This is a genomic window from Amycolatopsis sp. cmx-4-83 (assembly GCF_046548815.1).
Classification (GTDB): domain Bacteria; phylum Actinomycetota; class Actinomycetes; order Mycobacteriales; family Pseudonocardiaceae; genus Amycolatopsis; species Amycolatopsis pretoriensis_A.
On the sequence record NZ_JAEBEF010000010.1, the window covers coordinates 437,198 to 462,562 of the forward strand.

Genomic DNA, 25,365 nt, shown 5'->3' on the forward strand with positions numbered 1-25,365 from the left:
CCAGGTCAGGCGGCCGAAAGGTGGTCGAGCACGGCGTCGCAGAGCTCCTGCAGCGCGGAGCGGTACCCGGCCCGGTCGACGTCGCCGAGACGCGGGTCTTCGCGCTCGCGCTCGGCACCGGCCGGCCGCCTCTCCCGGAGGAACGGCAGCCCGCCCCGGTCGCCCGCCGGTCCGGGCGGGGCCGGTACCGCGGCCGCGGCGAGTTCGGGCAGCGCCGGGCGCACCCCGTCGAGCTCTTCGGCAGCCTTCCGGCAGGCCTTCTCCGCCTGCGCGGCCGCTTCGACCCGCTGCACCTCCAGCCGGGCGAGGCCGTCGGAAGCCTGCTCGTACCGGCGCCGCTCGGCCAGCTCGGCCAGGGTGTCGGCGTAGTCCTCCAGCGCCTGCGACGCCGTCTCGTGCGCATCGGCGACCGAGCGCGCGTGCTTGGCCAGCCGGCCGCGCGTGTCCGAGAAGGTGTCGTACGCGCGGCCCGCCCAGCCTTCGGGCAGGAGGAGCCGCAGCTCGGCGTCGAGGGCGTCGAACGCGCGCGCCAGCTCCCCCAGCCGCGTGGCTTCGCCCCGGACCAGCTTGATCGTGCCCGGCGACCAGCCGGCGTCCCACATCACGGTGCTCGCCCGCCGCTCAGCCGAGCTCGGTGCCGGTAGCGGAGCGGCCGAGGATGTCGCGGACGTTCTCGTCCTGGCGGGCGTACTGGCCCGCCGCCCGCTCCAACCGCGCACCGAGCTCGCGCGCCTCGCCCAAGACGAGCTTCGCCGCGCGCGCGGACGCCTCCTGCAGGTCGGCGAGCGCGCGGCCGAGCAGGACGTCGCCGGCCTGCTCCGGTTTGGCCTTGTACCCCAGTTCGGACCGGCCGGTGCCGGCCGCCTGGGCGCCGATCCGGAGGCCGGCGGCCCGCAGCAGCGCGGGGTCGGCTTCGAAGCCGTTCATTCAGGTCGTCCTTCGGGTCAGCCCGGGGAACCGGGGCTCAGCTCGGCGATCAGCGATGGGGGCAGCGAAAACGACCGCTCGGCGCCGGTGCCGCGGCGGGCGCTCGGGTCGACGAGCAGCCCGGTGGGCGTGGCGCGCCGGCCGGCGCGGCCGACGAACTCGCGGCCGGTCGCCTGGAGCCCGCTGGGCCAGTGGCACCCGACGGCGTCGCGGTAGCCGGCCAGGGTGTGCTCGTCGCGGAAGACGCAGAGCCAGGCCCCGCGCGGGCCGAGGTCGACGACGATCGGTTCCCGCGCCAGGTCCGCCGGCGCGCACCAGGACTGGTCGAGGAACCACCGGACGACGTCGTCCGCGTTGGCGTGGAAGCCCTCGATGGGACTGGGCGGCGGCACGGTCCGGCCGGCCAGCCGCTGCTGCGCCCGGATGATCTCCCGCTCGCCGAACGGGGACTTGGGCGTCCGCAGGCTCAGGTACAGGGCCTCCTGGAAGTGCTCGAGGTCGCGGGTGTGGCTCCGGGCCGAGCGGCCCGGGAGGCTCTCGAGCCGCGTGCCCAAGTTCGCCGACAGCGGCTCCGGCCCGATGTTGTAGGCGGCGTGCACCAGTTCGGGCTTCGGCTCGACCATCGAGTCGAGCACCTGCAGCAACCGCAGGCACACGATCGCGCAGACCCGCACGGGCGGGGCCTCGGTTTCGATCGCCCAAATCCGGCGCAGATCGGCACCGAGCTTCCCCGGCAGGCCCGCGCCCCGGACACCGGCGTTTTTGTGCAACCGGCTGGCGGCGTTTTCCGCGCGCAGGAGTCCGGGGTCCTTGCCTCCATCCGCAGTCGGGTGTCGCCCGGCCATCGTCACTCCCCAGCATCCAGAACGGAGTCCGCATCATAAAGGTCGTGCAAACCGCGCGCACAACTCCATTACCCACGCGTGTCGCCACTCAAAACCGGGCACCACCAGGGTTTCCGCCAACTTCTTGACAGATCTTGGACAACTTTCCGGCACCACTCTCGCCAAAAACTCGTCAAGCGGAATAGCGCAAGAGTCCAAACCGTACGGTCGTCCTTGACTTGTTTCTGGCGAAAGCGCAGATCAGCGGCCCGACAATGGATCACCACACGTACGTTGGTTTCGACGGCCCGTTCTCCGGCGGCCGCAAGACAACGGGAGCACCACAGTGGAATTGATCTTGATCGCGATTCTCGCGTGCTTGGTCGGCAGCCTGGTCACCGCACGCGTGTCGGCGTGGCTGCCGCGGCCGAAGGAGCACGAAAGCGACCGCAAGGTCGCCGAACTCGAAGCCCGGCTCCAGGCCGTCGAGTACGCCTACCGCACGGGCCGGCCCGTGCTTCCGCCGCCGCCGTCGGGGCCGCACCGGATTCCGCCGCCCTTCGCCGGGCCCGTGGTGCCGCCGCCGTACTGGTGACTCAGGCCAGCACGACCCGCGCCAGTTCCGCCGGCGTCGCCAGCAACCCGTGCTTCGGCAGCACCCGCACGGTGTACCCGATCGACCCCGGCCTCGGCAGCTTCAAGCGGGCCGCGAACGCGCCGATGCCGTCCTCCGTCATCGGGACCGTCACCGCGTCGCGGAGTTCGTCGTCGTCGGCCACCTGGCCGACCACCGCTTGGATGTCCACTTCGGACGGGTTCAGGCCGGCCAGGTCGATGCGGGCGCGGATCGTCACCTCCGTGCCGACCACCAGCGGCTCGGTCTGCTCCACCAGCAGTTCCGAGTCGAAGATGCGCAGGCGGGGCCAGGAGACCTCGAGCTTCGTGCGGTAGTCCGCCAGGGACAGCGCGCCGCGGTAGCCGTCGCCCGTTGCCTCGGCCACCATGCGGGAAGCCGGGAGGTAGCCGTTGTCCACGTACTCGCGGACCATCCTGGACGCCTGGACGCGCGGGCCGAGCGTCTCCAGCGTGTGCCACACCATCGACAGCCAGCCGGTCGGGACGCCGTCGGCCGAGCGGTCGTAGAACAGCGGGGCGATCTGCTGGCCGAGCAGCTCGTACAGCGCCGCCGCCTCGAGGTCGTCGCGGCGCAGGGGGTCGGTGACGCCGTCCGCGGTCGGGATCGCCCAGCCGTTGCTGCCGTCGTAGCACTCGTCCCACCAGCCGTCGCGGATCGACAGGTTGAGGCCGCCGTTCAGCGCCGACTTCATGCCCGACGTCCCGCACGCCTCCAGGGGGCGCACCGGGTTGTTCAGCCAGACGTCGCAGCCGCGGTAGAGGTAGCGCGCCATCGACATGTCGTAGTCCGGCAGGAAGACGATCCGGTGCCGGACGTCCGCGCCGTCGACGAAGCGGACGATCTGCTGGATCAGCTGCTTGCCGTTCTCGTCGGCCGGGTGCGACTTGCCGGCCACGACGACCTGCAGCGGCCGCTCCTCGTTGAGCAGCAGCGTGCGCAGGCGCTCGGGGTCGCGCAGCATCAGCGTCAGCCGCTTGTACGTCGGGACGCGGCGGGCGAACCCGACCGTCAGCACGTCCGGGTCGAAGACCGAGTCCACCCAGCCCAGCTCCAGCGGGGACGCGCCGCGCTGCAGCCACGCCGCGCGCACCCGGCGCCGGACCTCGTGCACGAGCTTCTCGCGCAGCTCGCGCCGCAGCCCCCACAGCTGGGCGTCCGAGACGCCGTCGCGCAACGGCCCTTCGCCGACGTCGAGACCCCACTCGCGGCCGAGCAGCGTGCTCAGCTCGCGCGCCACCCACGTCGGGCCGTGGACGCCGTTGGTCACCGACGAAATCGGCACCTCGTCGTGGTCGAAGCCGGGCCACAGCCGGGAGAACATCCGCCGCGTGACGCGCCCGTGCAGCTGGGAGACGCCGTTCGCGCGCTGCGCCAGCCGCAGGCCCATGTGCGCCATGTTGAACAGGCCGGGGTTGTCCTCGGCGCCGAGCGCGAGCACCCGTCTCGGGTCGATGTCCGGCACCAGCCTGCCGTCGTTGAAGTAACGCTGCACCAGGTCCACGGGGAACCGGTCGATGCCCGCGCTGACCGGGGTGTGCGTGGTGAACAGCGTCCCGGCGCGGACAGCGGGCATGGCTTCGTCGAACGCGAGGCCGTCGGCCTGCACGATCTCGCGGGCGCGCTCCAGCCCCAGGAAACCCGCGTGGCCTTCGTTCGTGTGGAACACCATCGGCTGCGGGTGGCCGGTCAGCTCGCAGTACTTGCGCACCGCGCGGAACCCGCCGATGCCGGCCAGGATCTCCTGCCGCAGCCGGTGGTCGGCGTCGCCGCCGTAGAGGCGGTCGGTGACGCCGCGCAAGTCTTCGTCGTTGGCCTCGACGTCGGTGTCGAGCAGCAGCAGCGGCACGCGCCCGACGCGGGCCTGCCAGATCTGGGCGCACAGCTCGCGCCCGCCCGGCATCGCGACGCCGATCAGCACCGGCCGCCCGCCCGCGGTCAGCAGCTCCAGGGGGAACGCGTTCGGGTCGATCACCGGGTAGTGCTCGACCTGCCAGCCGTCCAGCGAGAGCGACTGCCGGAAGTAGCCGTTGCGGTAGAGCAGCCCGACGCCGACCATCGGCACGCCCAGGTCGGAGGCAGCCTTGAGGTGGTCGCCGGCCAGCACGCCGAGGCCGCCGGAGTAGTTCGGCAGGGCTTCGGTGACGCCGAACTCCATCGAGAAGTAGGCGACCGCGGGCGGCAGGTCCGCGTCGCCGCGCTGCTGGTACCAGCGCGGCTCGTCGAGGTACCGCTGCAGGTCCTCGGCCGCGGCGCGGGCGCGCGCGAGGAAGTCGTCGTCGACGGCCAGCTCGTCGAGCCGGGCCGGCGGCAGCGCGGTGAGCATCCGCAGCGGGTCGCGCACGGCGTTGAACAGCTCGGCGTCCATCGACGCGAACAGGTCACGCGTGGGCGGGTGCCAGGTCCAGCGCAGGTTGGTGGCCAGCGCGCCGAGGCCGGACAGGGACTCCGGGAGACTGGCGCGGACGGTGAACCGGCGGACTGCACGCATGGGAAGCGACGATATCGGGCCGCGGCCCGTCGTGCGCAGGCAGTAGTTCGGGGATAACGTGCACGCTCCGCGTAAGCCCTGGGTATGGTCCTGCCCGTCGGGTCCGGGTGGGTACGAGAGCGAGTGAACAGATGATCCATGGGGGAGGACGGCGCGCGCTGGTCGCGTTGCTCGCCGTCGCGGCCGTGGCCGTGAGCGGGTGCAACGACAAGGGCGGTTCGGGAAGCGGTCCGGTCCGGGACAACGGCGCCGGTTCGGTGTCCGGGCTGCCGGTGACGCACTTCGAGAGCGGCCTCAAGCCGGACGCGCCGTCGCCGGATCTCGACGTCCGCAACGCTGACGGCGGCGAGGACGACAAGCTCGCCACGGCCGCCATCGCCGACGTCCAGACGTACTGGGGCGAGCACCTGAAGGCCGACTTCGGGCAGCAGTTCGAGCCGGTGAAGTCGCTGCTGTCCTACGACGCGCAGACCGACACCGAGAAGACCGGCTGCGGCAGCGTGAAGAAGCTCGTGAACGCGTTCTACTGCCCGGTCGACGACTCGGTGGCGTGGGACCGCGGCGTGCTGCTGCCGATGCTGCGCCAGCGGTTCGGCCCGATGTCGGTGGTCGTCGTGCTCGCGCACGAGTTCGGCCACGCCGTCCAGTACCGGCTCGGCGACAAGGCCGGGATCACCAAGAGCACCCCGACCGTGGTCAAGGAACAGCAGGCCGACTGCTTCGCCGGCGGCTACTTCCGCTGGGTCGCCGAGGACAAGAGCAAGTTCTACCGGGTGTCGACGTCCGAGGGCCTGAACCAGGTGATGGCGTCGATGTTCCTGATCCGCGACCAGGCGGGCACCAGCGCCGCCGACAAGGGCGCGCACGGCACGGCGTTCGACCGCACGTACGCGTTCCAGGCCGGGTTCGAGAAGGGCCCGAAGGAGTGCGCGGCGATGAACGCCGACAACGTGAAGGCCCGGCTCACCGAGCGCCCGTTCGACAAGGGCGACACCGGCAAGGGCGACGCGAAGTTCACCGACCAGGCCGTCGAGCTGCTGAAGAAGAGCCTCGACGAGGCCTTCAAGGGCGCCGGCGTCGCCGGCCCGGAGATCACCGACGGCGGCAGCTGCCAGACCACCCCGCCGGCGTCGTACTGCCCGGGCGACAACACGGTGAGCATCGACCTGGCGAAGCTGTCGCAGCTGGCCCAGCCGATCGACCGCGAGGCCGAGATGAAGGGCGAGGACCCGGGCGGCATGGGCGACTTCGCGGCGTTCTCGGAGGTCGCTTCGCGGTACGCGCTCGGTATCCAGAAGGGCGTCGGCGCGTCGATCGACAACGCGAACGCGGGCCTGCGCACGGCGTGCCTGGTCGGCGCGTGGGCGGCATTCACGAACCGGCCGGGCGACCTGCGGCTGTCGGCTGGTGACCTCGATGAGGCCATCGCGGATCTGTTGCAGCCGGAGAGCCTGGTGTCGGCGGACGTGAACGGGAAGCGCCCGGACAGTGGTTTCGACCGGGTCGAGTCGCTCCGGAAGGGTTATCTCGAGGGCTCGTCGGTCTGCTCGAAGCAGTACGGCTGAGCGGAAGCGTGAAAGAGGCCCCCACCGCGCGGTGGGGGCCTCTTTCGTGAGTTCTCAGAAGAGGGCGCTCGCCAGGTCGCGGCGGGCCTTCATCACGCGGTCGTCGGCCGGGTCGAAGAGGTCGAACAACGCCACCAAGTGCTCGCGGACCCGGTTGCGGTCCTCCCCCGCCGTGCGGCGGACCGCGTCGATGAGGCGCTTGAAGCCCGCCTCGACGTCGTTCGCCGCGATCTCCAGGTCGGCCGCGTCGAGCTGGGACGTCAGGTCGGTCGGGTCGGCGTCGGCCTTGGCGAGGGCCTCCGGGTCCGCGCTCTCCGTGCGGGCGGTGAACTTGACCTGGGCCAGGGCGTTCTTCGCCAGCTCGTTGGCCGGCTCGACGTCGAGGATGCGCTCGTACGCCGCCTGGGCCGCGGCGAAGTCGCCGCGCTCGAAGGCCTCTTCCGCTTCGGTGAAGCGCGGGTCCTCGGGCTCCTCGACCGGGCCGCCGCCGTTGGCCTCCGCCTCGCGGATCGACGGGAGCTTGTCGCGCAGGGCGTCCAGGAGCGCGTTGATCCACTTGCGGATCTCCGGCTCGGGCAGCGCGCCGGAGAACGCGTCGACCGGCTGGCCGCCGCCGATGGCGACGATCGTCGGGATGGACTGGGCGCCGAACAGCTGCGCGATGCGCGGGTTGGCGTCGACGTCGACCTTCGCCACGACCCACGCGCCGGCGGACTCGGCGGCGAGCCGCTCCAGCACCGGGGACAGCTGCTTGCACGGGCCGCACCACTCGGCCCACAGGTCGACGATCACCAGCTGGCGCAGGGACCGCTCGACGACCTCGGTCTGGAAGGTCGCCTCGGTGACATCGATCACGGCGTCGGTCGAGACGGGCGGCGGCGGCCCGTCGCCGCCGGGCGGCCCGGCCTGCGGGGCCGGCTGGCGCTGCGCCGAGTCGGCGCGGGCCTTGAGCGCGGACAGGTCGACCGCGCCGGAGAGGGCGGCCGACAAGGCCGCTGACTTCGCTGCAGATCCGCGTGGCTGTGTCACGCCCTCCATCCTGGCACGCGCGCCGGAGGAGTTTCACCGGGTGCCCCGGCCGGTCCGCTTGGCAGGACGGCCCCCGCTGGGGCAGGCTCGGCCGGTGCACATCCGGCGTGACGTGAAGGTGGGGCTGTCGATCGCCGCCGCCGTCGCGTGGATCGGCGCGGTGACGCTGCTCATCGTGCACGAGCCGGACCCGGGCGCCGCCTCCCCGGCCGAGCTGCGCGATCGCCTGGCCACGGCGCTTTCCGGGCACGACGCGGACGCGCTGGGCGGCCTGCTCGACTACCCCGGCTCCGGCGGCGGCGACTTCGCGAAGGACTACGTCGCGGTGCTCGCCGACCACGGCGCCCACGACGTGCGGGTGGCGCTGGGGCCGGACGCCGCCGCGCCCTCGCGCGCCACGGTGACGGGCACGCTCGGAGACGGGCAGCCGTTCAGCTACCCGCTGACGGTGACGAGCGAAGACGGCCGCTGGACGGTCGCCTTCACCCCGCCACTCCCCTAGTCCGCGTCGCGGAGGTGCGCTTCGATCCGGTCCACCTTGGCTTCCAGCTGGCCCTCGAAGCCCGGCCGGATGTCCGCCTTGAGGACCAGCCCGACGCGCGCCGAGCCTTCGCCCGCGGCCTCGACCGCGCGCTTGACGACGTCCATCACCTCGTCCCACTCGCCCTCGATGTTCGTGAACATCGCGTTGGTCGAGTTGGGCAGCCCGGAGTCGCGGACCACCTTGACGGCCTTGGCGACGGCTTCGCTCACCCCGCCGTCGGGCTCCCCGCCGGACGGGCTCACGCTGAACGCGACGATCATGGTCGGAAGTCCCTTCTTCGGTGCTCTTTCCGCCGGTCGGGCGACACGCGCCGGTACCCGCTGGTAACTTCGCGTGTCATGAACCGTCCGCTGCCGTTCGACCCGATCGCCCGCGCGGCCGCGCTCTGGGAGGACCGGATCGGCCCCTCCGGGACCATGGCCGCGGTGACCGGGGTGATGCGGGTCCAGCAGATCATCCAGTCCGCGGTGGACGGCGCGCTCAAGCCGCACGGCCTGACCTTCGCCCGGTACGAAGCACTGGTGCTGCTCACCTTCGCCCGCAGCGACAGCCTGCCGATGCGGGTGATGGGCGAGCGGCTCCAGCTGCACCCCACCAGTGTCACCAACATAGTCGACCGGCTGGAGCGCGACGGGCTCGTCAAACGCGTCCCGCACCCGACGGACCGCCGCACCACGCTCGTCGAGATCACCGACGAAGGCCGCAAGCGCCGCGAGACCGCGACCGAGGCCGTGACGACCATCGACTTCGGACTGTCCGGGCTCACCGAGCGGCAGACCGAGCAGCTGACCGACCTGCTGACGAAGGTGCGCCGGGCGGCCGGCGACTTCACGGAATGACGAAAAAGGCCCGCACCGGGCGGTGCGGGCCTTTCTCACGTCTTGGGATCAGGCGGCGACGGGTTCGCGCACCTGGAACAGGCCGACACCGCCGTGGGACAGCCGCTGCGGGCCGTCGAGCTTGCCGTTGCGCAGCGCCCACTTCTCGAACAGCCACGTGAACAGCGGCGGGATGCTCGCGAGCAGGGCGAGGACCAGCGTCTTCGGGCGCCAGCCGAGCGGCTTCGCCACGGACAGGGAGACGACCACGTAGAGGACGAAGATCACGCCGTGCACCATGCCGATGACGGGCACGCCGCCCTCGCCGGAGGAGTGGACGACGTACTTGAGGAACATCCCGACAAGCAGCGCCGCCCAGGAAAGGGCTTCGGCTACTGCGGCCACGCGGAATACTAGAGCGGCCTTGCTGGACACGTCTTCCTCCTGTGGGGTCTCACCACGTTGGTCACTACACACGAGCTGTGTTCACAAAAAAACGCCCGACACACCGTCCAAGGCGGACTTGCCTTGTACGTCAACGGCGTCGTCGGACGTGCTGATACCAGTGTGAGGCGTGACGGCCCTCACCGGAACACCGGGTCCCGTGACGATGCTCACGAACGTGGTCCATTGTGGTCAAGACCACGTCCGTGAGCGCCGCTGTCTAGTCAGAACACGGGGAAACCGGTGCTGCGGACGGCGAAGTCCCCCACGTCGCCTTCGCGACGTCAGCAGTCAGGGAGAAGTCCAGCGTCGCGCCGCGCTCGAGTTGGTCGAAGCCGACGTACACCTTGTCGCTCGGCTTCGAACCGACCTTCAGCCCCGCGACGTACTGCAGCTTCGCGCCGTCCGCGCCGGGGGCCTTGATCGTGATGTCGCGCCCGTTCTCCAGGTGCAGCACGGACTTGGCGAACCGCGGCGCGTTGAGCACGAAGTTCCCAGTCCCCGGGACGGCAGGGTAGAGACCGAGGGCGCTGAAGACGTACCAGGCCGACATGGTGCCGAGGTCGTCGTTCCCGGTGACACCGTTGGGCGCGTTCGTGAACAGCGTGTGCGCGGCCCGCACGACCGTCGACGTCTTCGCCGGCTGCCCGGTGAGCGCGTACATCCACGGCGAGTGCAGGTCCGGCTCGTTGTTCGGGTTGTAGCGGAACTGGTCGTAGTAGTCGTACGGGCCGACGACCCAGTTCTCGCGCACCGCGGTCGCCGGGTTCTTCACCAGTTCGTCGTAGGCGAAGAAGTCGTCGAGGCGCTTCCCGGTGGCCGCCGGACCGCCCATCCGCTGCTCCAGGCCGGGGACGTCCTGCTGGACCAGCCACTGGTACTGCCAGGCCGTGCCCTCGTGGAAGCCGTCCTGGCTCTGCGGGCTGTACGGCTTGTCGGCCGGGCTGAACCAGGCACCACCGGCCACCTTGGGCCGGAAGAAGCCGGTGAAGCCGCGGTCAGCCTGCGTTTCGTCCCACAGCGTCCGGTAGGTCCGGCCCTTCTCGGCCAGCGCCGCGGCGTCGTCCTTCTTGCCGAGCGCGGCCGCCATGACCGACAGCGAACAGTCACCGAGCGCGTACTCCAGCGTCGCCGAAGCGCCGTGGTTCGGGTCGGTGTCCTGGCCCTTCTTCGGGAAGTCCGGGTCGTACTGCACGAACCCGTCGGCCTGGTAGCTCGCGTTGCCGGAGCGGCCCTGGAACGGCGACGACGCGGGCGGGATCTGCGTCGAGTTCTGCAGCAACGCCTGGTAGGCGCGCGCTTCCTCGCCCGAGAGCGCCCCGAAGCGCCAGAGGTCGACCAGGAACGGCGTGACCGGGTCGCCGGTCATCGTGTTCGTCTCCTGGCTCGCGTACGCCCACCGCGGCAGCCAGCCGCCCTGGTCGTGGATGGCGAGGACGCTCTTGGCGATGTCCTTCGCCCGGCTCGGCCGCAGCAGCGCGAGGAGCTGGTTCTGGGACCGGTAGGTGTCCCACAGCGAGAAGAAGTCGTAGTAGGTCCAGCCGACCGCGCGGTGGACTTTCTTGTCGAAGCCGTAGTAGCGGCCGTCGGCGTCGTTGGCCGTCAGCGGCTGCAGCAAGGCGTGGTAGAGCGAGGTGTAGAACACCGTGCGGTCGTCGGTCGTGCCGCCCTTGATGTCCACAGTGGACAGCTCGTGCCGCCAGGTGCGCTGGACGTCGGCCTTGGCCGCGTCGAACGACCGGATGCGCTCCGACGCCAGGTTGACCCGCGCGCCTCGGGCGTCCACCTGGGAGATGGCGGTGGTGGCGGTGACCTGGCCGCCGCCCGCGAACGTCAGCCACGCGCCGCGCAGGCCGGCCCCGCCTTCGGAGGAGCGGGAGCCCGGCGTGCCGCCGGTCGGCGACCACGTGCCCGAGGACTTGAAGGGCTTGTCGAACTTCGTCGTGAAGTAGGTCGTGTAGGCCTTGCCGCCGCAGAAGGCCTGCGACTCCACGGTTCCTTCGACGGTCCGGTCGTCGACGACGCGGATGCTGCTGCCCGTCACCGGTTCCTTGTCGTTGGCCTGCCCCACGTTGACGAAGACGTTGGCATCACCGGGCTTCGCGAACGTGTAGCGTTCGACGCCGGCGCGGGTGGCCGCCGTCGTCTCGACGTCGACGCCGCCGTAGCCGGTCAGGTGGACCTTGTAGTAGCCGGGCTTGCCGACCTCACCGTCGTGGGTGAACGGCGCCGCGTACTGCTTCTGGTCGAATGTTTCGGGCGCACTCGTGTCGAACGCCTTGCCGGGGCCCACTTCGCCGGTCGTCGGCAGCGTCGAGACGAGGCCGCCCTGCTCCCAGCAGCCCGCGCCGGACAGGAAGAAGTGCCCGAACCCGCGGATCGCGGTGTCGGTGTAGCGGTAGCCGGCGTAGTGCGAGGTGATCGGGCTGACCTGCGTCATCCCGAACGGCGCCGAGGCACCCGGGAAGGTGTTCCCCTCGTCCTGCGTGCCGATGAACGTGTTCACGGCGTCGAGAGCGTCCCCGCCGGACGCCGAAGCGACCGCGGGACTCACCCCCGTCGCCACCACGGCGAGCGTCAACGCGCCCGCCAGGACCTTGCTCTTCACTGAGCTTTCCTCTCGATGCCAGGAAAGGCCGCCCGCGCGAGGCGGGCGGCCTTTCACAGGGGGATCACTACGCGCCGATGCCGATGGCGAACACGTGCAGGGCGCCGCCGCTCACGTTCGAAGGCAGCGTCACGCTCGCCACGGTCTTGCCCGCGTCGAGGGTGATCGGGTTGGTGCCGAACACCATCGTGCGGATCTGCTGCGGGTCGCTGCCCGAAGCGTTGCGGTACGGCGTGGACAGCACGATCCGGTTGCCGAACGCCGGCTGCGCGCCGCCGCCACCGAGGGTCCAGTCGGAGAACCCGATGGTCGCGGTGGAGGTGGTGCCGTCGGTGTAGGTCACCGTCAGCGTGCCGGACGCGTTGCCGTTGGACGCCGAGCCGAGCAGCGCGAGCCGCCCGGAACCGGTCACGTTCACCTTCTGGCCGCCGGCCACCACGTTGTCCGGGTCGCCCACCGGGAAGGACGGCCAGGTGAACTTGATGCCGTCACTGGTCACCGTGCCGCCCGGGGTGGCGCCGGCCGCGGCCAGCGCGTCGGCCGAGTAGCTCCAGCCGCCGCCGTCGAAGTTGGCCGCGCCCGAGTTCGAATCCGGGGAGATGCCGGCGTTGTCCACCGTGGCGAGCCAGCTGTTCGGCTGGGCCACCAGCACCGTCAGCACGGCCTGCGTGCTCGCGAGTCCCGGGGACGAGAACGTCACCGGGATGCGGCGGGCGCCGTCGGCCAGTCCCGCCGGCACCGAAACCGTCAGATCGGCCTTCCCCTTGCCACCGGCCGGGACCGCGATGCTGCCCGCCGCCGGGGTCAGCGTGATCCCGTCGACGCTGCCCGCGCTGTAGGTCCAGCTCCGGGCGGTGCCGGAGAGGTCCTGGACGCCCACGGACGCCTTCGACGTCGACCCCGCGGGCGTCACCGCGCGGGCCGGGTCCACAAAGGACAGGCTCGGCTTCTCCTGCTCGCGGAACGACGGCGGGGCGTCGGCCGCCGCGCTGCCCCACGCGGTCGCCGTGGCGGACCGCGTGTAGTCGAGCGTGCCGCCACCGGAGATCAGCGCCTCCGGCAGCCACGCCTTCGCGGCCGTGCCGCCGTTGACCTTCAGGCTGCCCACGTAGTCGCCGGTGCCCGGCGCGTTGATGGTGACCTTCTTGCCCGCGCCGGTGGTGAGCACGGCGTGCTCGAAGCGCGGGGTGACCAGCAGCGTCTCGGCGCGGCCCGGGATCTCCGGGTAGATGCCGAGCGCGGACCAGACGTACCAGGCCGACATCTGGCCGAGGTCGTCGTTGCCGATCAGGCCTTCCGGACGCGGGTTGTACAGCTCGTCCATCGAGCGGTGCACGATCGACTGGGTCTTGGCCGGGGCGCCCGCGTACGAATACACGTACGGCGCGTTGGAGTTCGGCTCGTTGCCCATGAAGGCGTACGGCTCCTGCGTACCCGCGTTCAGGTCGGTGAAGAAGGTGTCCAGCCGGGACTGGGTCGCGGTGTTCCCGCCGAACGCCGTCACGACGCCGCCGAGGTCGTAGGGCACCATCCACTCGTACTGCGCGCCGTTGCCCTCGACCCAGCCCTGCGAGCTGGCGGGGTCGTAGGTGCCGGCGAACGAACCGTCCGCGTTGCGCGGCTGCAGGTGGCCGGTCCCGGGGTTGTAGAGGTTCTGCCAGTTCTGCGCGCGCTTCATGAACGTCGTGTACGTCGCGCTGTCGCCGAGCCGCTTCGCGAACTGGGCGATGGAGAAGTCGGCGCTGGTGTATTCGAGCGTGTCCGCGCCGGCGCCCGGCACGTACCCGAGCTTCTGGTAGTCCTCCAGGCCCGGCCGCTCGGTGTAGCCCTGCGTCGGCTGGGTGGCGCCCTTGATCATGAGCAGCAACGCCTTCTGCGCGTCGAAGTCACGCGCGCCGAACGCGTACGCACTGGACACGATGATGTGGTACGGGTCGCCGTTCATGACGCCGGTGTAGTCGTTGGCCACCGTCCAGCGGTCCCACGAGCCGCCCTGCTCGGCGTAGGCCATCATCGACCGGACGATGTCCGACGTCTCCTTCGGGTCGATCGTCGCCAGGAGGGGGACCTCCGAGCGGTAGATGTCCCAGCCGGAGAAGTTCGTGTACATCGCATGGCCCTTGTCGGCCTTGTGGATCCGCCCGTCGAAGCCGATGTACTGACCGTCCACATCGGAGAAGACGTTCGGCTGGATCAGCGAGTGGTACAGCGAGGTGTAGAACGTCGTCAGGTCCGCGTCGGAGCCACCGGTGACGGCGATCTTGCCGAGCTGGTCGTTCCACGCCTTCCGCGCGCCCGCGGCCACCTTGTCGAACGACTTCCCGGTGTTCTCCGCCTTCAGGTTCGCCTTGGCGCCGTCCACGGACACGAAGGACAGTCCGACCTGGACGTTCACCTGGGCGCCGTTGAGGTTGGCGAAGGTGACGTACCCGCCGCTGCCCGGGCCGGACACGGTGGTGTTCTGCTGCTTGGCGGTGGTGGTGCGCGCGATCGAGGCGTTCACGCCGTTGGGCTGCGCGACCTTCGCCTTGGCACCACCGGTTTCCGCGGCCTTGCCCGGCGTCACGGCGCCGTTCTTCCAGGTGCCGATCGAGGCGAACGGCGTGTCGAACTTGGCCGAGAAGTAGACGCGGTAGCTGTTCTGCGCGCCGCAGAAGCGGCCGCTCGTGGCCCAGCCGCTGATGGTGTCCTTGCCGATGGTGATCGACGCGTCGTCGGTGCCGTTGACCGAGCCGGAGGTGTTGACCAGCAACGTCGAGGACGCGCCCGCCGGGTAGGTCAGCCGCGCGGAGCCGGTGCGCTGGGTCGCGCTCAGCTCGACCTTCGCGCCGCTGTCGAGGGTGACGTCGTAGGCGCCCGCGGTCGCGTGTTCGTTGGTGTGCGAGAACTTCGAGGTGTAGTGGGACGGGTCGGTCGCCGGGGAAGTCGTCACTTCACCGACATAAGGGATGAACGGGATGTCCTCATAGGTCGAACAGCCCGCGCCCGAAAGGTGCGTCAGGCTGAACCCGGTGAGGGCGTTGTCGTCGTAGAAGTACCCGCCCGGCTGGGATTTCACCGTGTCGGGGCTCCACTGGACCATGCCGAACGGCGCCACCGCGCCCGGGAACGTGTTGCCGGCACCGCCGCCGGTGCCGTGGTCGGCGCCGCCGGGGCGGGTGCCGACGAAGGGGTTGACCCACTTCGCGAAATCGGTGCTCGTGGCTGCCGCGGCGGGCAAAGCGGGAGCCACCGCTGCCGTCACCGCCAAGGTCAAAAAGGTCAAACCGGCTCTTAAGCGCAATCGCGCCATGGCCATCGCCTCTCACGTCGTCAGCGCGACCGAAATGACAACCTTGTCGCGCAGTCGGTCGAACCGGGTCACCTTGGGCAGCGGCCCACCGGACAGTCAAGGTTCTCGTCAAGACCTGTCCACTTAAGGACACCATGATCAGCCGTCTGACCTACGACGTCGGTAGCCGAATCGGCACAATCCACGCAGCAGGCGTTGACAAGCCACGGGCGGGTGGCGTTCAATCCCGGTCACTATGACAACGTTGTCTCCACCCGGCCGCGACCGGGACGGCGCCGCGCGCACCGCGAGCAGGCGCGCCACCATGAGTGACGTGGCCCGGCTGGCGGGCGTCAGCATCAAGACCGTCTCGCGCGTGGTCAACGACGAGCCGGCGGTGCACCCGGACACCGCCGAGCGGGTCATGGCGGCCATCGAGCAGCTGGGGTTCCGGCGCAACCTGGGCGCGCGCAACCTGCGCCGCGGGTCGACCACCGGCACCATCGGGCTGATCGTCGAGGACGTCGGCAATCCCTTCTACTCCGAGCTGAACCGCGCGGTCGAGCGCATCGCGACGTCGTTCGGGCGCCAGGTGCTCACCGGCTCGTCCGAGGAGAACTCCGACCGCGAGCGCGAACTCGTCCTCGAGTTCTGCGCGCGGCGGGTGGACGGCATCCTCGTCGTCCCGGCCGGTCTGCAGCACGGCTACCTGGTGCCGGAGATGCGCGCGGGCACGCCGGTGGTGTTCATCGACCGCCCGGCCGGCGACATCGTCGCCGACACGGTGCTGGTCGACAACCTCGGCGGCACCATCGAAGCCGTCACGCACCTGGCGAAGCACGGCCACCGGCGGATCGCGTTCCTCGGCGACAGCCCGGACATCTTCACCGCGGCCGAGCGCCTGCGCGGCTTCCGCGAAGGCTGCGTCCGCAACGGGATCTCCTACGACGAGTCGCTCGTCTCCATGCGCACGCCGACGCCGGAGTACATCGGCGACGTGGTGAAGCGCCTGCTGCACGGCCCGGACGCGGCCACCGCGGTGATCGCGGGCAACAACCGGATCGCCGTGCACGTGCTGCGCGCGCTGGCCCACGCCGAGCAGCGGCCGGCGATGGTCGGCTTCGACGACTTCGAGCTGGCGGACCTGCTCGACCCGCCGGTCACCGTGATCGCGCACGACGTGAGCGCGCTCGGCCACGCCGCGGCCGAGCTGCTCTTCGCCCGCGTCCAAGGAGACCAGTCCCCGCCCAGAAAGGTAGTCCTGCCCGTGCATCTCGTCGCCCGTGGTTCCGGTGAGGTCGCCCCGTGACCCTCGAACCGATCCGCCTCCCGGCCAACCAGCCACCGCAGTTCTACCGCGGCGGCGACGCCATCGCGGCGCTGCGCGGGGCGTCGTCCGACAAGAAGTTCGGCCCGGAGGACTGGGTCGCGTCGGTGAGCACCATGTTCGGGCAGGACACCAACGGCCTCACCCGGCTCCCGGACGGCGCCTGGCTGCGCGACGCCGTCGAGCGCGACGCCCCGGCGTGGCTCGGCGCCAAGCACGTCGAAGCGCTCGGGACGTCGACCGGCCTGCTGGTGAAACTGCTCGACGCGGGCCAGCGGCTGCCCGTGCACTTCCACCCGGACGACACGTTCGCGAAGCGGCACTTCGACTCGCACTTCGGCAAGACCGAAGCGTGGATCGTGGTCGGGACCTACGGCGACGACCCGCGCGTCTACCCCGGGTTCAAGGAGACGCTGTCGAAGGCCACCGTGTCCGAGTGGACGCGCGAGCAGGACGTGCCGTCGATGCTGGGCGCGCTGAACAGCGTGCCGGTCAGCGCGGGCGACACCGTCTACATCCCGGCGGGCCTGCCGCACGCCATCGGCGAAGGCGTGTTCGTCGTCGAACTGCAGCAGCCGACGGACTTCTCGCTCACCATCGAATGGCGGGACTTCCTCGCCTCGCCCGAAAAGGGCCACCTCGGCCTGGGCTTCGACACCGCGATCGAGGCGCTGGACACCTCGGGCTGGGACACCGGGCGGCTGGACACGATCATCAAGCGGACCGCCGGCGACAGGGGTTCGACGGTCGACCTGCTGGCCACCGGTTCGGAGCGGTTCTTCCGAGCCGAGCAACTGCGCACCGACAAGGCGACAACGTTGTCATTGGACCCGTCCTTCGCGGTTCTGGTCGTGCTCGACGGCGAAGGCACCCTGCGCACCGAGCACGGCGGCGAGTACGCGCTGGCCAAGGGCGACACCTACGTCGTGCCGTTCGACGCCGGCCAGACCGAGCTGTCCGGCACGGCGACGGCCATCCGCTGCCGCCCGCCGGCGCCGGAAGAGAGGAACGGATGAGCGAAATCCTCCTGGAAGCGGTCGGCCTGACCAAGCACTACGGCTCCGTAGAAGCTCTGCGCGGCGCGTCCTTCCAGGCCCGCGCGGGCGAAGTGACCGCGCTGATCGGCGACAACGGCGCCGGCAAGTCCACCTTGGTCAAGTGCCTCTCCGGCGCGGAGCAGCCGACGTCGGGCAAGATCCTCCTCGACGGCGCCGAAGCGCACTTCGACTCGCCGACCACCGCGCGGCGCCTGGGCATCGAGACCGTCTACCAGGACCTCGCCGTCGCCCCCGAGCTCGACCCGGCCGCGAACCTGTTCCTGGGCCGCGAAATCCACCGCAAGGGCATCCTCGGCAAGCTCGGCATGCTCGACAAGGCGGAGATGCGGCGGCGGGCCGTCGAGGAGTTCCAGCGCCTCGGCGTGACGCTGCAGAGCACCGACGTCCCGATCGGCTCGCTGTCGGGCGGGCAGCGCCAGAGCGTCGCGGTGGCGCGCTCGGTCGTGTGGGCGTCGAAGGTCGTGTTCATGGACGAGCCGACCGCGGCGCTGGGCGTCGTGCAGCGCGAGCGGGTCCTCGACGTCATCAAGAAGGTGCGCGACAAGGGCATCGCCGTGGTGCTGATCAGCCACAACATGCCCGAGGTGCTGTCGGTCGCCGACCGCGTCGAGGTGCTGCGGCTCGGCAAGCGCGTCGCCCGGTTCACCGGGGCGGACACGAAGCTCGAAGACCTCGTCGCCGCGATGACCGGCGCACTCGTGCAGGAGGAAGCCGCGTGAGCGTGTCCACTCCCCCGAAGGACATCCAGGAGTCGCCCGAAGCGGGCTTCGGCAAGCGGCCGCTGGGCAAGCGCCTGGTCGAGGCCAACACGTTCTGGATCGGGCTGGTCCTGCTGGGCCTGGTCGTGCTGTTCAGCGTGATCGCGCCGGACACCTTCCCGACGCTGTTCACCTTCCAGACGCTGTTCATCGAATCCTCGGTCCTGCTGATCCTTTCGGTCGGCATGACCTTCGTGATCATCACCTCGGGCATCGACCTCTCGGTCGGCTCGGTGCTGATCCTCTCCGGCATGGTCGGCGGCAAGACGATGGAGGCGCTCTCCGGCGGCGACGCGTCGAAGGCGGGCTGGGGGGTGATCGCCGTCGGGTTCGTCGTCGCCGTGGTCACCGGCACGATCTGGGGGCTGATCAACGGCGCCCTCGTCGCGCTGGCGAAGCTCCCGCCGCTGATCGTCACGCTCGGCACCATGGGCGCGGCGCTGGCCACCGCCTACCTGCTCAACGGCGGCTCGGACCTGCGGACCGTGCCGGCCGCCCTCACCCAGACCCTCGGCTACGGCACCTCCTTCGGCATCGTGCCGAACCTGGTGATCGTGGCGATCGTGATCACCGTGATCGGGGCGTGGCTGCTGCGGACGACGAAGTTCGGGCGGTACACGTTCGCGGTCGGCTCCAACGCCGAGGGCGCGCGCCGGGTGGGCATCGGCGTCACCGCCCACCTGCTGAAGGTCTACACGCTCACGGGTGTCCTGGCCGGGATCGCCGGGTTCCTGTCGCTGGCCTACTACAACTCGACCACCATCTCCGGGCACACCACCGACAACCTCAACGCCATCGCCGCGGTCGTGATGGGCGGCACGAGCCTCTTCGGCGGCGTCGGCACGATCCTCGGCACGGTGATCGGGGTGTTCATCCCCGCGGTGCTGCGCAAGGGCTTCACCATCATCCACGTCCAGGACTTCTGGCAGATGTTCATCGTCAGCTGGGTCCTGATCGCCGCGGTCTGGTTCGACCAGCGCCGCCGCCGTCGCCGCAACTCCCGCTGAGTCCCCCCGAGTACAAAGAGGTGCTTACGCATGAAGCTGACCAAGTCTCTCACCGCCATGGGTGCCGTGGTCTCCGCCGCGGCCCTGCTCACCGCGTGCGGGTCCGGCACGGTCGGGCAGACCGGGTCCGGTGACTCGGCCCAGCCGGTCGGGGGCAAGAAGCTGGCGCTGATCCCCGGCGTGCAGGCGGAGCCGTTCTACATCTCGCTGCAGTGCGGCGCGGAGGCCGAGGCGAAGAAGCTCGGCTACGAGCTGACCACGCAGGCGCCGCAGAAGTTCGACGCTCCCCTGCAGACCCAGCTGGTCAACGCCCTCGGCTCGAACCCGCCGGCGGCGCTGCTCATCGCCCCGACCGACGACACGGCGATGCTCGCGCCGATCCAGCAGGTCAAGGCCCGCGGCAGCAAGATCGTCGAGGTCGACACCGCGCTCAAGGACACCGGCGTGGCCGCGTCGTCCGTCTCGTCCGACAACGCCGCGGGCGGCAAGCTGGCCGCCCAGACGATGGCGAAGCTCGCGAACGGCAAGAGCGGCTCGGTGCTGGTGCTCGACACGATCGCCGGCACGTCCACGACGGCGGCGCGCGCGAAGGGCTTCGAGGACGAGCTGAAGAACACCCCGAACCTGAAGTCGATCGGCGTCCAGTTCACCCAGAACGAGCCGGAGCAGGCCGCGGCGAAGGTGACGGCGGCCCTGTCGTCGACGCCGGACCTGATCGGCGTCTTCGCGACCAACCTCAACACCGGCGAGGGCGCGGCGACCGGCCTGCGCAACGCGGGCAAGGCCGGCGCGGTGAACCTGATCGGCTTCGACGCCAGCCCGTCCGAGGTCGAGGGCCTGAAGAGCGGCCAGTACCAGGCCCTCATCGCCCAGGACCCGGCGTCGATCGGCACCCAGGGCGTCGACCAGGCCGTCGCCGCGATCGAGGGCAAGCCGGTGACGCGGAACCTGACCGCGCAGCTGCACTCGATCACCAAGGCGGACATGGAAGCCAACTCCCAGTACTTCTACAAGCAGTCCTGCTGATCGGTCCGTCAGGTCCCTGCGAGGGGTGCGCGCACCTCCCGTAGGGGCATTGACCAGCGGTTTCACCGCTGGTGATCGGTCACCGCCGGTCACCGCGGCGGGGCAACCGCTCACCGCACGGCCCGTTTCACGGACGGGTGCCGCCCGTCACACTCATCTGCACATGCATTTACACATGCATGATCGCAGGGAGGGTGCGATGAACTACGAACGATCGGCCGTGCACCGGACGATCTTCGCCGTGGACGTCGAGGGCTACGGCGACCGGAGCAGGACCACACCACACCGCTTGGCGCTGCGCGAGGGGCTGTACCGCGCGCTGTGCCGGGCGTTCGACGACGTGGGCGTCCCCTGGACGGCCTGCCGGAGCGAGGACTGCGGCGACGGCGTCTTCGTCCTGGCCCCGCCGCAGATCCCGAAGCGGCTCTTCGTCGAGTTCTTGCCCAACGCGCTCGCGGTGGCGCTGCACCGGCACAACCTGAACCACCACGCCGGTGCCCGGATCCGGCTCCGGATGGCGCTGCACGCGGGTGAGGTGGCCTACGACGACCACGGCGTCACCGCGCCGGCGATCAACCACGCGTTCCGGCTCCTGGACGCGGCACCGCTGAAGGAGGCGCTCAAGGCGTCGCCCGGCGTGCTCGGGCTGATCACGTCGGCGTGGTTCTTCGAGGAGGTCGTCCGGCACAGCGAGGGGCTGGACCCGACGACGTTCCGGCCGGTGCGGGTGGCGGTGAAGGAGACCCGCACGACGGGCTGGATCTCGCTGCCCGACCGGCCCTACCCGGCCGACGCGAGCCTGCTGGTGCGGGTGCCGGAACCCGCCGAGGTCACCGGCCTCGACGACTACCGGACCTGGCGCCGCTTCCGCCGCCACGCCCAGGTGCTGGCCGATCGCGGGGAACCGGGGTAGCCGTAGGATCTGTTCCCCTGGACACCGCCGCCGAGGGGAGGCCCGATGACCGTGCACCTGCGCCCGGCGTCGCGCGCCGACCCGCTGCCGGTGCTCGCCGCCGCCCGCCGGATCACCGGCGACCTGCGCGACGGCCTCTCCGGCACCCGCGCGCGCCGCGCCGCGCACGGCCTGCGCCGGCTGTTCGGCTTCCCCGGGCTCGGCCTCACCGACCTGTCCGGTTCGCTGCTCTGGTCGGGACGGCCCGGGCCGGACGCGGTCGTCGCGACGGTGCTCGACGGCGTGCTGCACACCGAGGAACCCGGCTCCGCACCGGACGTCCTGGTGCTGCCGCTGCACGTCCGAGACGAACTGGCCGGGGCGCTGCTGGTGGTCGGCGACGTCCGCGAGGCTAACGCGGCCCAGGCGGCGGACCTGGTCGTGCAGGCGCTGGAGCGCGGCCGGCTGGAGGCGTCGGCGGAACAGGCGGCGCAGGCCGAACTGCGGGCGCTGCGGGCGGAGATGTCCCCGCACTTCGTCTACAACGCGCTGACGGTGATCGCGTCGCTGGTGCGCTCGGACCCCGACCGCGCCCGCGACCTCATGCTCGACTTCGCCGACTACACCCGCTACAGCCTGGCGCGCCACGGCGAGTACACGGTGGTGGCGGAGGAGTTCCGCGCGATCGAGACGTACCTGGCGCTGCAGCGCGCGGTGCTCGGCGAACGACTGCGCGTCCAGGTGCGGGTGGCGCCGGAGATCCTCGCCGTCGCCGTGCCGTACCTGGTGCTGGAACCGTTGGTGGAGAACGCGATCCGGCACGGCATCGAGCCGCGCTCGGGCACCGGCTTCGTCCAGGTGCACGGCCAGGCGGAAGGGAACGACTGCGTGATCTTCGTCGAGGACGACGGCGTCGGCATGGACCCGAAGCGCGCGGCGGACCTCCTCGCCGGCCGCACCGGCGACGACGACCCGGCCGGCCTCGGACTGGCCAATGTGGACAGACGGCTGAGGGACGTCTACGGCGCCTGGTACGGGCTGACCGTGGAGACCGAGGTCGGCGCGGGCACCCGCGTGGTCGTGCGGGTCCCGCGGTTCCAGCCGGGGGTGCTGCCGTGACGTCGCTTCGCGTACTCGCCGTCGACGACCTGCCGCCCGCGTTGGACGAGCTCTGCCGCATGCTGCGCGAGGCGCCCGAAGTCGGCGAAGTCGTCGGTGCGGGCGACGCGCTGAAGGCGTTGAAGCTGCTTCAGGCAGATCGGTTCGACGCGGTGTTCCTGGACATCTCGATGCCGGGCCTCGACGGTTTGGAACTGGCTTCCCTGCTGGCGCGCTTGAGCGAGCCCCCGGTGATCGTGTTCGTCACGGCCCACGACGGCCACGCGGTGGCGGCGTACGGCATCGGAGCCGTGGACTACCTGTTGAAGCCGGTCCGCGCGGAACGCCTTTCGGCGGCGCTGGCGAAGGTGCTGCGGATGGCGACACCGGCTTCCCGCTCGACCCCGGACGCGATGGCCGCGCTGCCGGTGGAGTCCGGCGGGCGCACGAGGTACGTCCGCCGCGACGACGTCCTGTTCGTGGAGGCCCACGGCGACTACGTCCGCCTGCACACCCGCGGCGGCGTGCACCTGGTGCGGATGCCGATTTCGCGGCTCGAGGAGTACTGGGAGGGAACGGGGTTCAGCCGGGTGCACCGCGGGTTCCTGCTGGCGGTGGGCGCGGTGCTGGAGCTGCGCAGCGACAGCGCGGGCGGCTTGCTGGCCCACACGGAGGCCGGCGACGTACCGGTGAGCCGACGGCACGCACGGGACTTGCGGGACCGGCTGCTGGAGGCGGCCCAGCGCGGCCAGCTCGGACCGGGCCCGCGATGAACCGCGCAGCCGCCACCCACCCCCGGCCGGGCCCGCGATGAGCAAGATCCGCCGCGTCGCCGTCACCAGCCCACAAACCCGGCTCGCCCACGCCCGCCGCCGCTCCCGCCACCGCTGGCGCCAGTCCCGCCTCCCCGTCGGCGACACCCAGCGCGCCACCACCCTCTACCGCGCCCAGCGCCGCCGCGGCATCCCCGCCCTCGTCCTGATGTTCGCCCTGCTGCTCGGCCTTCCCGGCGTCTTCGCGCTCTTCCCCGCCCTGGACACCGTGCGCCTCCTCGGCATCCCCCTCTCTTGGCTGATGCTCGCCGTCCTCCCGTACCCCGCGATGGCCCTCCTCGCCCGCTGGCAGCTCCGCCGCGCCGAGCGCCTCGAGGACGACCGATGACCCGCCTCCCCCTCCGGCCCCGAGCGCCCCAATGTGGCGTTGGGTGCATCCAGCGCACCCAATGTGGAACCGGCGGAGCACGCTAGTGGGCATCGCGCTCGCCGTCGCCCCCGTCGTCCTCGTGACGCTGCTCATCGGCGTCCGCGGGGTCGCGGCGATGCGCACGACGTCCGACTTCCTGGTCGCGTCCCGCCGGATCTCGCCGCTGGTCAACTCGGCCGCCGTCTCCGGCGAATACCTGTCCGCGGCGAGCTTCCTCGGCGTCGCGGGCCTCGTCGTCAAGGACGGCATCGGTGCCCTGTGGTACCCGGTCGGCTTCACCGCCGGCTACATCGCGATGCTCGTCCTCGTCGCCGCCCCGATGCGGCGCTCGGGCGCCCTGACCGTCCCGGACTTCGCCGAAGCCCGGCTCAACTCCCCCGCGCTGCGCCGCCTCACCGCCGTCGTGGTCCTGGTGATCGGCACCATCTACGTCGTCCCGCAGTTCCGCACCGCCGGGCTGGTGCTCACCGCGGTCGGCGGCACGCCGTACTGGGTCGGCGTGGTCCTGGCGGGCGCCGCGGTCAGCGTCACGCTCGCGCTCGGCGGGATGCGCGCGGCGACGTACGTCCAGGCGTTCCAGTTCGTGCTCAAGCTGCTGCTGTTCCTCATCCCGGCGATCTGGCTCGTCCTCCAGGCGGGCGCGGTCAACCGGACCGACGCGCTCAACCCCGTCGAGTTCACCCACTTCGCCCGCGAAACCCCGGTGCGCTTCGAAGTCGACGTCACCATGGAGATCCGCGAGCCGACCCCGGTGCGGCGCAACGGCGTCGGGGAAACCCTGCCGCCGGGCGAATTCACCGCGCACAGCCAGGACGAGGTCGTGTTCGGCGCGGGCGCGGCGGTCCCGGCCGTCCGCGGCGGTGCCCCGCTCGGCGGCGCCGACTGGCAGCGCCCGCTGCTCGACCTCGGCGACCAGGGCTACCCGCTGCTCGGCACCTGGTCCGTGCTCATCGCGACCATGCTCGGCACGATGGGCCTGCCGCACGTGCTCATGCGCTTCCACACGAGCCCGGACGGCCGCGCCGCGCGCCGCACCGCCGCGATCACCGTGGCGCTGCTGGGGATCTTCTACCTCTTCCCCGGCATCTACGGCGTGCTCGGCCGGGTGCTCGTGCCCGGGCTGTACCTCTCCGGCGCGACGGACACAGTGGTCGTCGCGCTGCCGTACCAAGTGGACAGTGGCTGGGCCGGCGGCCTCTTCACGGCGTTGCTGACCGCGGGCGCGTTCGCCGCGTTCCTCGCGACGTCGCTCGGCCTGCTGCTGGTGATGTCCGGCGCCATCGCGCACGACCTCGTGCCCGGCGGGCTGCGCCGGCTGCGGATCGCGGTGTTCGGCGTCGCCGCGATCATGGTGCTGCTGGCGCTGCGCTCGGCCGAGCTCGACGCGGGGGTGCTCGTCACGTGGGGCTTCACCGTGGCCGCGTCGACGTTCTGCCCGCTGCTCGTGCTCGGCATCTGGTGGCCGCGGCTGACCGCGGCGGGCGGGATCGCCGGGGTGCTGACCGGGCTCGTCGCGTCGTCGGGCTCGATCCTGTTCGCCCTCGCCGGGCCGGACCTGCACGGCTGGGTGGCGATCTTGGTGCAGCAACCGGCACCCTGGTCGGTACCGCTGGCATTCGGCGCAATGGTGCTGGTCTCCCTGCGGGGCAGGCCACCCACCTGGTCGACGGCGGCGATGCTCCGGTTGCACCTGGACGAACCCCGTTCGACGGAACCGCGTGACCGTTCGTCAACCGTTCGTCGTCTGGCCCGGCTGTTGAGCCGCTGAATCTTCACGCGAGACTCACACGTCCCTACGGTGTCGCACGTCACTTTCCGCAGCGTCGCAGGGAGCAGCAGCG

23 protein-coding genes are annotated in these 25,365 nt (G+C 71.1%); 14 read left to right on the forward strand and 9 right to left on the reverse strand.

Annotation, left to right across the window (positions count from 1 at the left end; all coding sequences use genetic code 11):
* Positions 1-5: 5 nt before the first annotated feature.
* The 3 genes from ACLJQM_RS31575 to ACLJQM_RS31585 are packed head-to-tail and all read right to left on the reverse strand — an operon-like array spanning position 6 to position 1,772.
* Positions 6-602 (reverse strand): putative T7SS-secreted protein, encoded by a 597-nt coding sequence (locus ACLJQM_RS31575; protein ID WP_360774833.1) that lies wholly within the window; start codon positions 600-602, stop codon positions 6-8.
* A 19-nt stretch (positions 603-621) separates the two neighbouring features.
* A complete protein-coding gene (locus tag ACLJQM_RS31580) occupies positions 622-927 on the reverse strand; it encodes a hypothetical protein (RefSeq protein ID WP_360774621.1) in 306 nt (101 codons plus the stop codon).
* Positions 928-944: 17 nt separating this feature from the next.
* Positions 945-1,772, reverse strand: a complete 828-nt coding sequence (locus tag ACLJQM_RS31585) for a hypothetical protein (RefSeq protein ID WP_360774624.1) — start codon at positions 1,770-1,772, stop codon at positions 945-947.
* A 337-nt stretch (positions 1,773-2,109) separates the two neighbouring features.
* Here ACLJQM_RS31585 and ACLJQM_RS31590 point away from each other — a divergent pair, with 337 nt between their 5' ends.
* Positions 2,110-2,346 (forward strand): hypothetical protein, encoded by a 237-nt coding sequence (locus ACLJQM_RS31590; RefSeq protein WP_360774627.1) that lies wholly within the window; start codon positions 2,110-2,112, stop codon positions 2,344-2,346.
* Position 2,347: 1 nt separating this feature from the next.
* Here the strand turns inward: ACLJQM_RS31590 and glgP are convergent, their stop codons facing one another.
* Complete coding sequence (gene glgP, locus ACLJQM_RS31595) at positions 2,348-4,876, reverse strand: alpha-glucan family phosphorylase (protein ID WP_410633991.1); 2,529 nt, start codon at positions 4,874-4,876, stop codon at positions 2,348-2,350.
* A 131-nt stretch (positions 4,877-5,007) separates the two neighbouring features.
* Here glgP and ACLJQM_RS31600 point away from each other — a divergent pair, with 131 nt between their 5' ends.
* Positions 5,008-6,441, forward strand: a complete 1,434-nt coding sequence (locus tag ACLJQM_RS31600) for a neutral zinc metallopeptidase (protein WP_247013680.1) — start codon at positions 5,008-5,010, stop codon at positions 6,439-6,441.
* Positions 6,442-6,495: 54 nt separating this feature from the next.
* On the opposite strand, the gene ACLJQM_RS31605 is transcribed toward ACLJQM_RS31600, so the two are convergent.
* Positions 6,496-7,470: a tetratricopeptide repeat protein gene (locus ACLJQM_RS31605; RefSeq protein WP_410633992.1), complete on the reverse strand. Its 975-nt coding sequence runs from the start codon at positions 7,468-7,470 to the stop codon at positions 6,496-6,498.
* A gap of 94 nt (positions 7,471-7,564) precedes the next feature.
* Between ACLJQM_RS31605 and ACLJQM_RS31610 the strand changes: the two genes are divergently transcribed.
* Entirely contained in the window at positions 7,565-7,972 is a 408-nt protein-coding gene (locus ACLJQM_RS31610; protein WP_247013684.1) for a hypothetical protein, read from the forward strand.
* Here ACLJQM_RS31610 and ACLJQM_RS31615 read toward each other — a convergent pair.
* The gene (locus tag ACLJQM_RS31615; protein ID WP_247013686.1) at positions 7,969-8,274 is read right to left on the reverse strand and encodes an MTH1187 family thiamine-binding protein; all 306 of its coding nucleotides are present in this window, start codon (positions 8,272-8,274) and stop codon (positions 7,969-7,971) included. The two genes, ACLJQM_RS31610 and ACLJQM_RS31615, sit on opposite strands and share 4 nt — an antisense overlap.
* Positions 8,275-8,352: 78 nt before the next feature.
* Between ACLJQM_RS31615 and ACLJQM_RS31620 the strand changes: the two genes are divergently transcribed.
* A complete protein-coding gene (locus ACLJQM_RS31620) occupies positions 8,353-8,853 on the forward strand; it encodes a MarR family winged helix-turn-helix transcriptional regulator (protein WP_247013688.1) in 501 nt (166 codons plus the stop codon).
* Between the two features lie 48 nt (positions 8,854-8,901).
* Here ACLJQM_RS31620 and ACLJQM_RS31625 read toward each other — a convergent pair whose 3' ends face one another.
* The 3 genes from ACLJQM_RS31625 to ACLJQM_RS31635 all read right to left on the reverse strand — a co-directional run bounded on the left by ACLJQM_RS31625 (position 8,902) and on the right by ACLJQM_RS31635 (position 15,176).
* Positions 8,902-9,267 (reverse strand): DUF3817 domain-containing protein, encoded by a 366-nt coding sequence (locus ACLJQM_RS31625; RefSeq protein ID WP_086673082.1) that lies wholly within the window; start codon positions 9,265-9,267, stop codon positions 8,902-8,904.
* A 229-nt stretch (positions 9,268-9,496) separates the two neighbouring features.
* Positions 9,497-11,884 (reverse strand): GH92 family glycosyl hydrolase, encoded by a 2,388-nt coding sequence (locus ACLJQM_RS31630; RefSeq protein WP_410633994.1) that lies wholly within the window; start codon positions 11,882-11,884, stop codon positions 9,497-9,499.
* A gap of 67 nt (positions 11,885-11,951) precedes the next feature.
* The gene (locus tag ACLJQM_RS31635) at positions 11,952-15,176 is read right to left on the reverse strand and encodes a GH92 family glycosyl hydrolase (RefSeq protein WP_410633996.1); all 3,225 of its coding nucleotides are present in this window, start codon (positions 15,174-15,176) and stop codon (positions 11,952-11,954) included.
* A 304-nt stretch (positions 15,177-15,480) separates the two neighbouring features.
* Between ACLJQM_RS31635 and ACLJQM_RS31640 the strand changes: the two genes are divergently transcribed.
* From ACLJQM_RS31640 to ACLJQM_RS31685, 10 genes are all read left to right on the forward strand, one after another.
* A complete protein-coding gene (locus ACLJQM_RS31640; protein WP_247013694.1) occupies positions 15,481-16,464 on the forward strand; it encodes a LacI family DNA-binding transcriptional regulator in 984 nt (327 codons plus the stop codon).
* Positions 16,461-17,498 (forward strand): class I mannose-6-phosphate isomerase, encoded by a 1,038-nt coding sequence (locus ACLJQM_RS31645; RefSeq protein ID WP_410633998.1) that lies wholly within the window; start codon positions 16,461-16,463, stop codon positions 17,496-17,498. Before ACLJQM_RS31640 ends, ACLJQM_RS31645 begins: the two co-directional genes overlap by 4 nt.
* Positions 17,495-18,259 (forward strand): ATP-binding cassette domain-containing protein, encoded by a 765-nt coding sequence (locus ACLJQM_RS31650; RefSeq protein WP_360774644.1) that lies wholly within the window; start codon positions 17,495-17,497, stop codon positions 18,257-18,259. The genes ACLJQM_RS31645 and ACLJQM_RS31650 overlap by 4 nt, the downstream gene beginning before the upstream one ends.
* Complete coding sequence (locus tag ACLJQM_RS31655; protein ID WP_410633999.1) at positions 18,256-19,305, forward strand: ABC transporter permease; 1,050 nt, start codon at positions 18,256-18,258, stop codon at positions 19,303-19,305. The genes ACLJQM_RS31650 and ACLJQM_RS31655 overlap by 4 nt, the downstream gene beginning before the upstream one ends.
* Before the next feature lie 30 nt (positions 19,306-19,335).
* Positions 19,336-20,331 carry an ABC transporter substrate-binding protein gene (locus tag ACLJQM_RS31660; RefSeq protein WP_410634000.1) on the forward strand — a complete coding sequence of 332 codons (996 nt, stop codon included), beginning with the start codon at positions 19,336-19,338 and terminating at the stop codon, positions 20,329-20,331.
* A 199-nt stretch (positions 20,332-20,530) separates the two neighbouring features.
* Positions 20,531-21,244: a hypothetical protein gene (locus ACLJQM_RS31665; protein ID WP_410634002.1), complete on the forward strand. Its 714-nt coding sequence runs from the start codon at positions 20,531-20,533 to the stop codon at positions 21,242-21,244.
* Between the two features lie 45 nt (positions 21,245-21,289).
* Complete coding sequence (locus ACLJQM_RS31670) at positions 21,290-22,342, forward strand: sensor histidine kinase (protein ID WP_410634004.1); 1,053 nt, start codon at positions 21,290-21,292, stop codon at positions 22,340-22,342.
* Positions 22,339-23,094, forward strand: a complete 756-nt coding sequence (locus tag ACLJQM_RS31675) for a LytR/AlgR family response regulator transcription factor (RefSeq protein WP_360774657.1) — start codon at positions 22,339-22,341, stop codon at positions 23,092-23,094. Before ACLJQM_RS31670 ends, ACLJQM_RS31675 begins: the two co-directional genes overlap by 4 nt.
* Positions 23,095-23,131: 37 nt before the next feature.
* A complete protein-coding gene (locus tag ACLJQM_RS31680; protein ID WP_247013710.1) occupies positions 23,132-23,482 on the forward strand; it encodes a hypothetical protein in 351 nt (116 codons plus the stop codon).
* Between the two features lie 85 nt (positions 23,483-23,567).
* Complete coding sequence (locus ACLJQM_RS31685) at positions 23,568-25,292, forward strand: cation acetate symporter (protein WP_410634005.1); 1,725 nt, start codon at positions 23,568-23,570, stop codon at positions 25,290-25,292.
* The last annotated feature ends 73 nt before the right edge of the window (positions 25,293-25,365 follow it).